Origin of the sequence: Natronococcus jeotgali DSM 18795 (genome assembly GCF_000337695.1) — an archaeon.
Lineage (GTDB): Archaea > Halobacteriota > Halobacteria > Halobacteriales > Natrialbaceae > Natronococcus > Natronococcus jeotgali.
In genome coordinates, this window is sequence record NZ_AOIA01000022.1 from 14751 (window position 1) to 28500 (window position 13750).

Here is a 13750-nt window from a genome sequence, read left to right on the forward strand (position 1 = left end):
GGTTCGGCGTTCCCTTACGCTCGAGGGTCCCGGTCCGGTCCCGGGTAGTCGCCGCCGACGGTCGCCTCGTAGAGGCTCTCGGGGTCGAACAGGGTCGCGAACGCGTCCGGGGGCCGGACGCTGACCGAGACGCGGGGCTGAAGCGAGAGCCCCGCCTTCGCGGAGTTCAGCCGCTCGTCGTACGAGAGGAGGTGGGCGGCCTCCCCCTGGTACGCGGAAGCCAGCGCGGGGTGGTCGTCCTCGGGCTGGTCGACCGCGACGCGGTCGGTCTCGAGGCGCTCCCGGTGGGCCGCGGCGAGTGCCGGGTCCGCGAGCGCGGCGACGAGCGCTTCGGTCGCCGCGAGCAACTCGTCGCTCGCGACGAGGTCGACCCAGGAGTGGCGACGGACGTGATCCAGCGCCTCGCGAGCCGCCCCGCCGACCAACAGGTCGGCCGCGAGGACCGCTGGGTCGGCGACCACGCGGGTCTGATCGGGCTCGTCGCGGCGCTCGCTCATTCCTCGCCCTCCGCTCGCGCGTCGGCCGCGTCTCGGACGTCCTCGAGGTCGACGTCGTACTCCCCGGCTCGCTCGAACAGCGCCTCCCAGCTGGCGGTCATGGGTCGGCGTTCGGACGCCGAGCGGAAAGGTCGACCGCCTGCGGTCCGCGGTCGACGAGGCGAGCCCGATCACGCTCCGCGGGAGAGCAGCCGGAAGACGACCGTCCCGAGGACGAACGCGACGCCGACGTTGACCGCCAGGCCGACGATCCCGACGCCGACGACCAGCGCGAGCGCCCGTCCGTCCTCGACGGGAACGAAGGCCGCGCGACCCAGCTCGAGCGCGACGACGACCAGCAAGACCCCCAACAGCGCCAGCGGAAAGGCGGCGAGGACGGCGCCGGCGGCGACCAGTGCGAGCGCGAGGTAGCCGATTCCGAGCAGGACGTTCGCCCCGCCGGTGCGGGCGCCGAAGGCGTACTTGCCGGCGAGGCCGCCGCTGCCGTGACACATCGGGACGCCCCCGATCGGAATCGCGGCGAGGCAGGTGACGCCCATGCTCTGGGAGAGGTCGTCGGCCCGGACGTCGCGGTCGTAGAGGTCGCCACAGAGCAGTGCGGTCGCGATCGCCGCGTTGCCGATCGTCATCCCCAGCTGGGCGATCGTACCCTCGAGGGCCGCGGTCGTGAACGCGGGCCCGCCGGCGGGAAAGAGCGCGAGCTCCGGGAGCCGCGGGGTCGGAACGCCCGCGGTCGCGACGGCCGCGACGGCGCCGAGCGCCAGGACGACCAGCACGCTGGACTGGCGGTAGCCGACGAGGGCGAGGACGCCGACGACGGCGAGCCCGGCCGCGGCGACGGGAAGGCTCTCGAGGGAAAGGCCGACGGCCGACTCGAGCAACAGCAGGGCGACCGCGAACTGTACGCCCCGGATGACGGGTTCGCCGACGACCCGCTGGAGGCGGCCGACGAGCCCGAGCCGACCGACGGCGAGCAGGACGACCCCCGCGAGCAGCCCGGCTGCGGCGAGTTCGGGATACGAGAGGGAGCCGACGATCGCCAGCCCGATCAGGGCCTTCATCGGCTCGACCGACAGCGGCATCCCGTAGTACACCCCCCAGACGATCTGGAAGACGCCAAAGGCGACGAGGACGTGGGGTAACGAAACGCTGGTCGTCGCGGCCAGCGCGACGATCAGGGGGAGGACCGTAACCGAATCTCCTAGCGCACCCGTCAGTTCGGAGACCGAGAAGTCGAACTCCCGTTCGGTTTCCGAACCGATCGAGTACGCCATCTACCCGGGATTAGTCGGGGAACGACTTGATGCTTGTCGGTAACTCCTCGCGGTTCACTCGAGTCGTGAGTGAAACCAGTATCGGTTACGCCTCGAGCGTCCGTTCGAGCAGCGACTCGAGGGCGGCCTCGTCCTCGCGCTCGAGCGGGCGGAGCGGACGCCGCGGACGGCCGACGGGCTGGTCCCGCATCGCGAGGGCGGCCTTGACGCCCGGAACGCCGAACCTGGCGGTGACGGCGTGGTTGAGCTCGACGAACGCCGCGTTTCGCTCGCGGGCCGCGTCGGTGCGGTCCGCGCGGTCGAGCCCGAAGACCGCACTCGCGCGCTCGGGGACGACGTTCGCGACCGCCAGTACGCCGCCGTCGGCTCCCGCCGCGAGCCCGGCCGCGTAGATACTGCCGCTGCCGACCAGCACGGTGAAGTCGTCGTCGGTGTGCTCAACCAGCCGTTGGACCGAGCCGAGGCTCCCGCTCGAGTCCTTGATTCCGGCGACGTTCTCGCGGCTCGCGAGCTCCGCGACGAGTTCGGGCGCGAGGGCGCGGCCCGTGAACTTGGGCACGCTGTAGAGGTAGACCGGGAGCGGCGAGCGGTCCGCGAGCGCCCGGTAGTAGGCCGCGAGGTCCGCGTCGTCGGCTCCGTAGTAGGAGGGCGTCACGACCAGCGCCGCGTCGGCGCCCGCCTCCGCGGCGAGCGCGGTCGTCTCGAGGGTCGGCTCGAGGGCTTCCCGGCCGGTGCCCGCGAGCACCGGGAGGTCGGTCGCGTCGGCGACGGTCTCGACGACCGCGGCGCGCTCGGCGGTCGTCAGCGACGGTCCCTCGCCCGTCGAGCCGCAGGGGACGAGGAAGTCGACGCCCGCGCGCTCGAGCCACGCGACGAGCGAGCGCAGCCGTTCGTGATCGATCGCGCCGTCCGCGAAGGGCGTAACGAGGGGAACGCCGGTGCCGTGCATGCGCCGCGGTACGACGGTCGGGGTCAAGGAACGTCGGGTTGAGGCAGCGACGGTGAGACACACCCTACGGCACCCGAGCGACTTTGTCCGACGACGGTGACGGCGCGTATGGAACTGCGCCGCCTCGAGGACGCATCGGTCGACGCGCGAGCGATCATCAGGATCAATGCCGCGGCATGGCGCGCGGCCGACGCGGACTTGCTTCCCGAGGCCGTCCTCCCACGGCTCCGTCCGCTGGGGCGAGGGGATCGACACGGCGTTGCTCGAGCGAGGGATCGAGGCCCTGCCGGCGGAAATCGAGCGAGGGATCGAGGCCCTGCCGGCGGAAATCGAGCGACTGCGTCTCGAGACCCTGGCGGGAAACGAGGTGGGACGGCGGTTCTACGAGGCGCGCGGATTCGAGCGGGACGGCAGCTCGACGTTCGAGATCGGGACCGAGACGTACCCGACGGCGATCTACGTCCGCGATCTGTGACGACGAGAGCCGCCGCGAAACCGCTACTCCCGTTCTCCGTCGTCGCTCCAGGCCGCGCCCATCGCGACGCCGATTCCGACGCCGAGCGCGATTCCGGCGCCGATATTGTCCATCGCGACGCCGAGCGCCACTCCGATCCCGATCCCGACGGCGATGCCCTGACCCATGCTCGTCTCGTCGGCCATACGGATGAACCGTCTCGAGGGCCGATAGCTGTACCGTTCAGCGGCAGTCAGTTCTCCGGCGACTCGCGGCGACCGAACGCGACACCGTCGATCAGCATCGCTAAGGGCTCGCAAGCGAATCCTCCGGCCGTGAGCGAACTCGGCAAGATCGATCGGCAGTTCTTCGAGGAGCGGATCGCCCCCAATCTCGGCGCCGACCGCGAGGACGTCGTCGTGGGACCGAGCCACGGCGTCGACTTCGGCGTCCTCGAGATCGGCGGGCGGGCGCTGGTAACGGCGACCGACCCCGTCTCGATCCCCCCGGCGCTCGGTCTCGAGCGCGCGGCCCGGTTCGCGCTCGATCTGATCCTGGCTGACGTCGCCGTCAGCGGAATCCCGCCTTCCCACCTCTCGATCTGTTTCACGCTCCCCGAGGCGATGGACGACGGGGCGTTCGCGACCGTCTGGGAGACGATCCACGAGGAGTGTGCGGACCTGGGCGTCGCGGTCGTGACGGGCCACACCGCCCGCTACGCCGACCCCTCCCACCCGTGGGTCGGCGCGGCGACGGCGATGGGCGTCGGCGACCGCGACGCGGTCGTCCGCCCCGACGGCGCGCGGCCGGGGGATCGTCTCCTGCTTACCACCGGGCCCGCCGTCGAATCGGTCGGCCTGTTGAGCACCCTCTTCCCCGAGCAGCTCGAGCTTCCCGACGGCGTGATCGCCGACGCTCAGGAACGACTCGAGGACGTCTACTGCGTTCGAGACGCGCTGACGGCGGCCGCCGCGGGTCCGGTGACGGCGATGCACGACGTCACCGAGGGCGGGCTCGCGGGGGCGGCGAACGAGATGGCCGCGGGGGCCGGCGTCCGCTTCGAGATCGACCGCGAGGCCGTCCCGCTGCGTCCCGGGGTCGCCGAGGTCTGCGAGCACCTCGAGATGGATCCCTGGGCGGCGACCAGCTGCGGCTCGCTGTTGCTCGCCGTCGACCCCGACGGCGTCGGCGCGGTCCGCGGGGCGCTCGAGGACCGGGGCACCGTCGTCGCCGAGATCGGGCGGGTCGAAGCGGACCCGGGAGAGGGCGGAACGGTCGTCGTCGACGGCGATATCCTCGAGCACCCGCGGGTCGACCCCTCCTGGGACGCCCACGCGAGGCTGGCCGAGAGCGCCACTCGCTGACGATCGCCGCGCCGACCACTACCGCTTAGTACAACGGTCCGATAGCCTCGGGTATGAGAACCCCAGCACCCGACTCCCGCCCCGTGGCGCTGACGATCGCGGGCAGCGACTCCGGCGGCGGCGCCGGGATCCAGGCCGACCTGGCGACGATGACCGCCCACGGCGTCTTCGGGACGTCGGCGATTACCGCCGTCACCGCCCAGCACACCCGCGGGGTCGAGTCCTCGTTCGCGCTCCCGCCCGCGGAGGTCGAGGCCCAGATCGACGCGGTCGTCGACGATTTCGCGGTCGGCGCGGCGAAGACCGGGATGCTCGCGACGACCGGGATCGTCCGACTGGTCGCCGACCGCGCCCCCGAGTTCGAGTTCCCGCTGGTCGTCGACCCCGTGATGGTCGCGACCTCGGGCGACCGACTGCTCGAGGCCGAGGCCGAGCGCGCCTACGCGGACCTGCTCGCCGAGGCGACGCTCGCGACGCCGAACGCCGACGAGGCCGAAGTGCTGTCGGGAGTCGAAGTGACCGACGGAGCGAGCGCCCGCGAGGCCGGCGAGGCGATCCTCGAGACCGGCGTCGACGCCGTGCTCGTCAAGGGCGGCCACGTCTCCGGCGAGTCGGTCCAGGACAGACTCGTCACGCCCGACGGCGTCGAGACGTTCGACCACCCGCGAGTCGACACCGAGGCGACCCACGGCTCGGGCTGTACGCTGGCCGCGGCGATCGCCGCCCGGCTGGCGACGGGGGAGACCCTCGAGTCGGCCGTCGAGGGCGCGACCGACTTCCTCGAGCGGGCGGTCCGGTACCACTACGACGTCGGCGAGGGTCCGGGCGCGGTCGACCACGCCGTCGACCTGCGGAACGCGGCGGCCCGCGAGCCGACCGCGGAGGCGGTCCGGGGGATCGTCGACCGACTCGTCGACCGCGACGTCTCCCGGCTCGTCCCCGAGGTCGGGATGAACGTCGTCGGCGCGACCCCCTACGCGGAGTCGGTCGCCGAGACGGCTGCCGTCGAGGGCCGGATCGCGCGCACGCTCGAGGGGGTCCGGCCGAACCGGGGGGTTCGCTTCGGCGCCTCGACGCACCTCGCCGCCGTCCTGCTGGCGGCCCGCGAGTCCGCGCCGGAGCTGCGGTTCGCGGTGAACTGTCGGTTCGACGGCGAGGTCGAGAACGCGCTCGAGGAGCTGGACTGGCCCGTCGCCGAGAACGGCTCGGCGGAAGACGTCTTCGCCGACCGCGAGACGCCGCCCGCCGCGGTGGTCGACCCCGCCGACGTCGGACGGGAAGCGACGGTGACACTCGTCGCCGAGGACGCCGAGACGCTGGCCGAGCGAACCCTCGAGCTGTGCGATCGGCTCTAGCGAGTCGGGGCGGCGGATACTGCCGTCGGCCCTAGAACTATGCGACCGCGAGCCGCCGTCGCGGTATGGTCGAGAGTCCGTTCGACGTCGAGATCCGGGTCGGCGAAGTTCGCGAGGCCGAGTCGTTCCCCGAGGCGAACAAGTCGAAGATGACCAAGCTGTGGATCGACCTCGGCGACGGGGACGGCCAGCGCCAGTCGGCCGCGCAGCTGGATCACCACTACGAGCCCGACGACCTCGAGGGCCGACGGGTGCTGTGCGCGACGAACCTGGGATCGGTCCGGATCGCGGGATTCGAGTCGGAGGTGCTGACCGTCGGCGTTCCCGACGAGAAAGGATATCCCGTCCTCGTCGAACCCGACCGCGAGCGGGCGGTTCCGCTCGGCGGGCCGTTGTTCTGAGTCCGGCGGACGGTCCGGACCGCTGCGATCGCCCGCGGCAGAAATATACGCGCCGCTAGAGTATCGACGCTCATGGACGAGCCGTCGCCCGGGGGTACCAACATCGAGGGCGAATCCCCGCGAGTCGAGCCGACGGTCGAGACCGAAGAGGCGACGATCACCGACGAGGCCGAACTCGAGCGCACGCTCGGGCTCTCGGGCGGACTCGCCATCGGAATCGGAACGATGATCGGCGCCGGAATCTTCGTCTTTCCGGGACTGGCGGCCGGCCGTGCCGGACCCGCCGCGGCGGCCTCGTTCGCTATCGGGGCCGCGATCGCCCTGCTGGTCGCGCTGCCGGCCTCGGAGCTCGCGACGGCGATGCCCAAAAGCGGCGGGGGGTACTACTTCATCTCCCGCGGACTCGGGACGCTCCTCGGGGCCGTCGTCGGGCTCTCGCTGTGGTTCGGGCTCGTGTTCGCGGCGGCGTTTTATCTCGTCGGGTTCGGCTACTACGCCGTCGACACGCTCGCGGAACTGGGCGTCGCGGTCGGGGGAGGGCTGGTCATTCCGCTTGCGCTGCTGTTCGGCGCGGGATTTACCGTCCTGAACGTGACGGGAACGGAGAACGCGGCGAAGCTCCAGAACGGGATCGTCGCGCTGTTGCTGTCGATCCTCGTCGTCTTTCTCGCGTACGGCGGGCTCGATGCGGCCGGACTGATCGGCGAGCCGACCGCTCCCGAGCAGTTCGCGCCGTTCGGAGCCGTCCCCGTGATGACGACGGCCGCGCTGGTGTTTACCTCGTACCTCGGCTTCGCGCAGGTGGCGACCGTCGCCGGAGAGATGAAGGATCCGGGACGAAACCTGCCGCTGGCGATGGTCGGCTCGGTGCTGATCGTCGGCGTGCTGTACGTGGCGACGATCTTCGTCGCGACCAGCGCCTTCGGAAGCGAACAGCTCTCGCGGTTCGGCGAGACCGCGATGGTCGAGGTAGGTCGTCACTACCTCGGGGCCGCCGGCGCGTTCGCGATCGTCTTCGGGGGGCTGCTCGCGACGATGTCCAGCGCCAACGCATCGGTGCTGAGCACGTCGCGGGCCATCTACGCCGTCTCGCGGGACGCGCTGTTACCCCGGGGCGCGAGCCGGATCAACCTCCGGTACGGGACGCCCCACGTCGCGCTGGGGATGGCCGGGGGACCGATCCTGGTCCTGACCGCAACCGGACGCGTCGAACTGCTCGCCGAGGTCGCCTCGTTCCTGCACCTCATCATGTACGGGCTGATCTGCGTCGCGCTGATCGCGCTACGCCGCGACGAGCCGGAGTGGTACGACCCCGACTTCCGGGTGCCGGGCTTTCCCGTCGTTCCCGCCCTCGGCGCGGTCGCGAGCTTCGCGCTGATCGGGTTCATGCAGCCCGCATCGCAACTCGTCGGCGTCGGAGTCATGATCGCGACCGCGGGCTGGTACTACTACTACGCCCGCGACGTCGACCTGAAAGGAAAGCTATGACACGCGTACTCGTTCCGCTTGCGATACTGGAGGGAGAATCGGTTTCGTCCGGGTTAACGACGCTGCTCGAGTCGGCGAACGTCACGGTGCTCGGCTACCACGAGCTCCCCGAACAGACGCCGCCCGACCAGGCCCGCGACCAGTACGGCTCGCGCGCGACCGACGCGCTCGAGGACCTGGCGGCCGAGTTCGGGGTGGGCGAGGGGACCGCCGACTACCGTCTCGTGTTCACCCACGACCGAGAGCAGACGTTCGATCGGGTCGCCGGGGAGACGGGCGCCGACGCGTACGCGGTTCCGGGCGCGACGGGACCGATCGACCGGCTGCTCGTGGCGCTGACGGGCGACGTCGCCGTCGAGCGGATCGTCTCGTTCGTCGCGGCGCTGGTCGCTGACCGGGGGATCGGCGTCACGCTCTTTCTGGCGACCGACGACGAGGCTGCGGGTCGCGAGTTGCTCGCGGCATCGAGCGTCCGACTCGCCGATCGGGGGATCGACGTGGCAACCGAACTCGCCGTCGACGAACCGCCCCTCGAGGCGCTCGTCGACGCGGCGGTCGGCCACGACGCCGTCGTGATGGGCGAGCGGGCGCCGTCGCTGCTGACGCTCGTCTTCGGCGAGGACGCCGAACGCGTCGCGGCCGAGTCGGTCGGTCCAGTGCTCGTCGTCCGAAACGGCGAAGACGACGAGTCCGCGAACGTGGACTGAACGAGACACCTCGAGTCGACCGACAGGAGAGCGGAGAAATCCCGCGGCTTCAGCCGCGGGCGGTGATCAGGAGTCGGTCGCATCTCCGCCGTCCTCGAGGTACTCCCCGCGAACCACGAGCACCGGGTCGACGGCTTCCCTGGCGAGTGTCTTCGCCCGATCGCGGAAGATGTATCGACGGATCGACGGCCGGCTCTCCCCGACCACGAGCATGTCGTGGTCGGCCGCGGCCTCGAGGATCGCCCGCGTCGGCGAGCCGTCGACCACGATCGAGGTGTCGATCCGATCGCGGGCGACGCCGGTAGCGACGAGTTCGTCGACGGCGGCGTCGAGGAGTTCGGTTCGGCGGCTCCGCTCGTCCTCGTCGGGAGCGACGTGGAACAGCGTCACCGCGAGTGCGGTGTCCGCGAGCACCGCACCCAGAAACCGGGCGATGTACTCGAGGTTGACGTCGCCCCGAACCGCGACGAGCACCCGCTCGAGAACCGGGACGGGATTGAGTAACAGGATCGCGTCGCAGTCGCTTTCGACGGCGGCGCGCTCGATGGTTTCCAGGCGATCGTGCGTGAAGGCGAGCCTGGACGAGACGTCCAGACAGCCCGCGTCCTCGAAGACGGTATGCAACTCGTCGAGTTCGACGCGGGCGCGCGAGCCGTACTGGTCGCGGGCCTGATCGGTTCCAACCTGGTCGGGGAGTTCGCGGTAGCCGAGGAGAACGACCGGGACCGACGCGAGCACCTCGACGACCGTCTGCGGGACGCTCTCGCCGCCGAAGATGTCGACCGGGACGAGTACGCGGTAGTCGCGGGGAGCGCCCATAGTGTAGATTGGTACCGTACGACAGCCAGCGTAATAGTACTCCGTAGCGACGGCGACGACAGTCACCGGATCGAAGACGACGCGAAAAGCCGGGTGCCGAGCCGTCGGCGGAGCCGAGACGCCGGGAACCAGTCGGCACGGTCCGCGACGATCCCGACCGACGCCGATCACTTTCGGTGCGGATCCCGCAGGGTTTTTGCGATGGAACGCCAGGCTCCGCCTATGACAGAGGCGACGGGGATCGTCGGGGAGTTTCTCTCGCTCAAAGAGGAGACCGACGCCGACCTGCTGACGATGCAGTGCGGGGACTTCTACGAGTTCTTCGCCGAGGACGCCGAGATCGTCGCCGACGAGCTCGAGCTGAAGGTGTCCCAGAAGTCCTCCCACGGCTCGTCGTACCCGATGGCGGGCGTCCCCGTCGACGACCTGACGCCCTACCTCAAGGCCCTGGTCGAGCGCGGCTACCGGGTCGCCGTCGCCGACCAGTACGAGACCGATTCGGGCCACGCCCGCGAGATCGTCCGCGTGGTCACCCCCGGGACCCTCCTCGAGACCAGCGACGCCGACGCCCAGTACCTGGCCGCGATCGTCGCCGACTCGAGCACCCGCGGCGACGATCCCGGCTACGGCCTCGCGTTCGCCGACGTTACCACCGGACGATTTCTCGTCGCGGAGGCCGACGACGCCGACGAGGCGCTGACGGAGCTGTACCGGTTCGACCCCGTCGAGGTGTTGCCGGGCCCCGAGGTCCGGGCCGACGACGACCTGCTCGGGCTGGTTCGCGAGCGCCTCGAGGCGACGCTGACCCTCCACGAGACCGAGGCCTTCGCGCCCAAGCGGGCTGACCACGCCGTCCGCGAGCAGTTCGGCGACGGCACCGTCGACCGCCTCGGCGTCGGCGAACCCGCCGTCGCAGCCGCGGGCGCCGTCCTGGCCTACGTCGAGGAGACCGGCGCCGGCGTGCTCGCCTCGATGACCCGCATTCAGGCCCACCGCGGCGACGACCACGTCACGCTGGACGCGACCACCCAGCGCAACCTCGAGCTGACCGAAACCATGCAGGGCGAGCGCGAGGGGTCGCTGTTCGCGACGATCGATCACACCGCGACCAGCGCCGGCGGGCGACTGCTCAAGGAGTGGCTCCAGCGCCCTCGTCGATCGCTCGCGGACCTCGAGCGCCGCCAGGAGAGCGTCGCCGCGCTGTCGACGGCCGCGCTGGCCCGCGACGAGATTCAAGACGCGCTGGGCGAGGCCTACGACCTGGCGCGGCTGGCCTCGAAGGCCAGCCACGGCAGCGCCGACGCGCGGGACCTGGTCGCGGTCCGCGAGACGCTTTCGGTGCTGCCGGCGGTCGCCGACGCCGTCGGTTCGAACCCCGACCTGGCCGACTCGCCGCTGGTCGACGTCCTCGAGCGCCCGGACCGCGAGGACGCCCGCGAGCTGCGCGCCGAGCTCGAGGACGCGATCGTCGAGGACCCGCCCTCGACGGTGACCCAGGGTGAGCTGTTCCGAGAGGGGTACGACGACGAACTCGACGGGGTGATCGAGCGCCACGAGGCGGTCCGGGAGTGGCTCGACACCCTCGCCGACCGGGAGAAACGCCAGTACGGCCTGAACCACGTGACCGTCGACCGGAACAAGACCGACGGGTACTACATCCAGGTCGGGAAGTCGGCGGCCGACGGCGTTCCCGGCCACTACGAGCAGATCAAGACGCTGAAAAATTCCAAGCGGTTCACGACCGACGAGCTCGAGGAGAAAGAACGCGAGGTCCTGCGACTGGAGGAGCGACGCGGCGAGCTCGAGTACGAGCTGTTCGAGGAGCTTCGCGACGAGGTCGCCGCGCGGGCGGAACTCCTGCAGGACGTCGGTCGAGCGCTGGCGACCGTCGACGCGCTGGCGAGCCTGGCGACTCACGCCGCGGAGAACCGCTGGGTCGAGCCCGATCTCCGCCGGGACGATCGCCTCGAGATCGAACAGGGTCGTCACCCCGTCGTCGAGCAGACGACCGAGTTCGTCCCGAACGACGTCCGTCTGGACGAGGACCGGGACTTCCTCGTCGTCACCGGGCCTAACATGTCGGGGAAGTCGACGTACATGCGCCAGGTCGCCGCGATCGTGTTGCTGGCCCAGATCGGCAGCTTCGTCCCCGCGAAGGACGCGGAGATCGGGCTGGTCGACGGCATCTTCACCCGCGTGGGGGCGCTCGACGAGCTCGCGCAGGGGCGGTCGACCTTCATGGTCGAGATGAGCGAGCTCTCGAACATCCTCCACACCGCGACCGAGGAGTCACTCGTTATTCTGGACGAGGTCGGCCGCGGGACGGCGACCTACGACGGGATCTCGATCGCCTGGGCCGCCACGGAGTACCTCCACAACGAGGTCCGGGCGAAGACGCTGTTCGCGACCCACTACCACGAGCTGACCGGGCTCGCCGAGAAGCTGCCCCGGGTAGCGAACGTCCACGTCGCCGCGGACGAGCGCGACGGCGAGGTGACCTTCCTGCGGACGGTCCGGGACGGCCCGACGGATCGCAGCTACGGGATCCACGTCGCCGACCTGGCGGGCGTTCCCGACCCCGTCGTCGACCGTTCACGGGAGGTCCTCGGGCGCCTGCGTGAGGAGAAGGCCATCGAGGCCAAGGGCGGACCGTCGAGCGAGCCCGTCCAGACGGTGTTCGACGTCTCGAGCGGGCAGTTCCGCGGCCCCGCGAACGCGGACGGCGGCGAGCGACCGACAGTGGAGGGCGCCGATCCGAAGTCGGCGCTCGACCCCGAGACCGAACGCGTCCTCGAGGACCTCGCGGACGTCGACGTCAACGAGACCCCGCCCGTCGAACTGCTCTCGAAGGTCCGGGAGTGGCAACGGCGCCTCGAGGAGTAACGCTCGGGATCGTTCTCGCTCCTCACGGTTCTAGTATCTAATTAAATTTATAAGATATCGTCTAGTACTATCCGTACACACTCAGAGATATTGAAATACGTTTATTAGCTACTGGATTCTCAGTGATCCTAGGAGGTGGAAGGGTGGTACGAAACCTACTGATAGTCGACGACAATCCGGCCGACGTCCGGTACACGGTAGAGATGCTGAACGAAGCGGGGATCGAGAGCGACCGACACGTCGTGGGTGACGGGGTCGAAGCGCTGCGATTCCTCCGGCGGCGCGGCGAGTACGCCGACGCGCCGCGTCCGGATCTGGTCCTCCTGGACTGGTACCTGCCGCGGAAAGACGGCCGGGAGGTGTTGGCCGAACTGCGCAGCGACGAGCGGTTGGCCGACGTGCCGGTGGTCGTTCTGGCGGGATCGCGCCTCGAGGCGGAAACGCTCCGCGCCGAGTCCAAAGCGGCGGACGCCTACGCAGTCAAGCCGCTCGAGGCCGACGAACTACGGCGGTTCGCCGAGCGGTTGGGCGGCGCTCGACGGCTCGCGTAGCGCCGGAGATCACACGCGAACGCCTTCCGTCGCGTCCGCCTCGTCGGCGGCGTCGCGGTCCGTGCCGTCGGTGTGATGGCCGCCGACCACGACGTTGATCGACGCGCCGACGAGCAGGACGAGGGCGTTGCCGTAGAGCCAGACGAGCAACAGAATGACCGCCCCGAGGGTCTCGTAGGTGCCGACGGTGTCGACGAGCCCGGCGTAGATCCCGAAGACGCCCTCGAGCAGGACCCAGCCCACGGCGGCGACGACCGTTCCGGGAAGGGCCTCGCGAACCCCGACGTCGGGATCGGGAAAGAGGTAGTACATCGGGTAGAAGGCGATCGAGAGGCCGACGAGCAGCGCCAGCGGGGAGCCCGCCTCGACGACCGCGTGGTCGACCGTCGCCAGCGCCGCCGCGGTGGCTCCGGTGCCGACGGTCGCGATCAGGATAGCGCCGAAGACGACGACGCCCTCGAACAACTTCTCCCCGAACGAGGTCTCCGCGCCACCGTAGAGTTCGTCGAACGCGGTGTTGAGCCCGCGGAAGACCCGAAGCATTCCCCACAGCAGCGAGGCGACACCGATGAGCGACGCGCCGGCGCGCTCGGAGGCGTTGGTCAGGGCCTCGAACACCAGCCCCTCGCCAGCCGGGCTGAGGTGATCGCGAGCCAGCAGCGTGATCTGCTCGGTCAGGTGATCGTTGCCGACCGCGCCGACGACGACGAGCAACAGGAGAAGCAAGGGGAGCAGCGAGAGGAAGGCGGCGTGAGCGATGCTGCCGGCCATGAACGGCACGTCGTGCTCGCGGATCACGCTCGCGGCGTCTCGAGCGAGGGAGCCACCCCGTCGCGGATCCATACCGGACGGACGGCGGCCGAATGGAAAAGCCCGGCCCCGGAAGCTGCCGTCAGACGGCCGCGCTACGCGAGGTCGGTGCGCTTTCGCCCGCGGTCGACTCGGGTCACGGATCGGAGGAACGCGTCGTCGGGAACGCCTCGTCCTGTCTCTTATACACATCTCTGA

14 protein-coding genes are annotated in these 13750 nt (G+C 70.4%); 8 read left to right on the top strand and 6 right to left on the bottom strand.

Features of this window, described 5'->3' with window-relative positions; all coding sequences use genetic code 11:
- Positions 1–14: 14 nt before the first annotated feature.
- From C492_RS02695 to C492_RS02705, 3 genes are all read right to left on the bottom strand, one after another.
- Entirely contained in the window at positions 15–497 is a 483-nt protein-coding gene (locus tag C492_RS02695; RefSeq protein ID WP_008420274.1) for a DUF7384 family protein, read from the bottom strand.
- A gap of 170 nt (positions 498–667) precedes the next feature.
- On the bottom strand, positions 668–1771 hold the full coding sequence (locus C492_RS02700; protein ID WP_008420276.1) for a putative sulfate/molybdate transporter: 1104 nt from the start codon (positions 1769–1771) through the stop codon (positions 668–670).
- A gap of 85 nt (positions 1772–1856) precedes the next feature.
- Positions 1857–2720, bottom strand: coding sequence for a dihydrodipicolinate synthase family protein (locus C492_RS02705; protein WP_008420278.1), 864 nt, complete (start codon positions 2718–2720; stop codon positions 1857–1859).
- Positions 2721–2886: 166 nt separating this feature from the next.
- On the opposite strand from C492_RS02705, the gene C492_RS22055 reads away from it, so the two are divergent.
- The gene (locus C492_RS22055) at positions 2887–3195 is read left to right on the top strand and encodes a hypothetical protein (protein ID WP_239643374.1); all 309 of its coding nucleotides are present in this window, start codon (positions 2887–2889) and stop codon (positions 3193–3195) included.
- Positions 3196–3218: 23 nt separating this feature from the next.
- Here the strand turns inward: C492_RS22055 and C492_RS24085 are convergent, their stop codons facing one another.
- Positions 3219–3380, bottom strand: a complete 162-nt coding sequence (locus C492_RS24085; protein ID WP_008420282.1) for a hypothetical protein — start codon at positions 3378–3380, stop codon at positions 3219–3221.
- A gap of 129 nt (positions 3381–3509) precedes the next feature.
- Between C492_RS24085 and C492_RS02715 the strand changes: the two genes are divergently transcribed.
- The 5 genes from C492_RS02715 to C492_RS02735 all read left to right on the top strand — a co-directional run bounded on the left by C492_RS02715 (position 3510) and on the right by C492_RS02735 (position 8489).
- A complete protein-coding gene (locus C492_RS02715; protein ID WP_008420284.1) occupies positions 3510–4538 on the top strand; it encodes an AIR synthase family protein in 1029 nt (342 codons plus the stop codon).
- Positions 4539–4591: 53 nt separating this feature from the next.
- Positions 4592–5893, top strand: coding sequence for a bifunctional hydroxymethylpyrimidine kinase/phosphomethylpyrimidine kinase (gene thiD, locus C492_RS02720; protein WP_049892642.1), 1302 nt, complete (start codon positions 4592–4594; stop codon positions 5891–5893).
- Between the two features lie 65 nt (positions 5894–5958).
- Positions 5959–6294, top strand: a complete 336-nt coding sequence (locus tag C492_RS02725) for a tRNA-binding domain-containing protein (protein ID WP_008420288.1) — start codon at positions 5959–5961, stop codon at positions 6292–6294.
- A 72-nt stretch (positions 6295–6366) separates the two neighbouring features.
- The gene (locus C492_RS02730; RefSeq protein ID WP_008420289.1) at positions 6367–7782 is read left to right on the top strand and encodes an APC family permease; all 1416 of its coding nucleotides are present in this window, start codon (positions 6367–6369) and stop codon (positions 7780–7782) included.
- Positions 7779–8489: a universal stress protein gene (locus C492_RS02735; RefSeq protein WP_008420291.1), complete on the top strand. Its 711-nt coding sequence runs from the start codon at positions 7779–7781 to the stop codon at positions 8487–8489. The genes C492_RS02730 and C492_RS02735 overlap by 4 nt, the downstream gene beginning before the upstream one ends.
- 66 nt (positions 8490–8555) lie before the next feature.
- On the opposite strand, the gene C492_RS02740 is transcribed toward C492_RS02735, so the two are convergent.
- On the bottom strand, positions 8556–9308 hold the full coding sequence (locus C492_RS02740) for a universal stress protein (RefSeq protein WP_008420293.1): 753 nt from the start codon (positions 9306–9308) through the stop codon (positions 8556–8558).
- A gap of 222 nt (positions 9309–9530) precedes the next feature.
- Between C492_RS02740 and mutS the strand changes: the two genes are divergently transcribed.
- Both mutS and C492_RS02750 read left to right on the top strand, forming a co-directional pair.
- A complete protein-coding gene (gene mutS / locus C492_RS02745) occupies positions 9531–12191 on the top strand; it encodes a DNA mismatch repair protein MutS (RefSeq protein ID WP_008420295.1) in 2661 nt (886 codons plus the stop codon).
- Between the two features lie 143 nt (positions 12192–12334).
- Positions 12335–12742, top strand: coding sequence for a response regulator (locus C492_RS02750; RefSeq protein WP_008420297.1), 408 nt, complete (start codon positions 12335–12337; stop codon positions 12740–12742).
- A gap of 9 nt (positions 12743–12751) precedes the next feature.
- Here the strand turns inward: C492_RS02750 and C492_RS02755 are convergent, their stop codons facing one another.
- A complete protein-coding gene (locus tag C492_RS02755; RefSeq protein WP_008420298.1) occupies positions 12752–13585 on the bottom strand; it encodes a YihY/virulence factor BrkB family protein in 834 nt (277 codons plus the stop codon).
- Positions 13586–13750 lie beyond the last annotated feature (165 nt).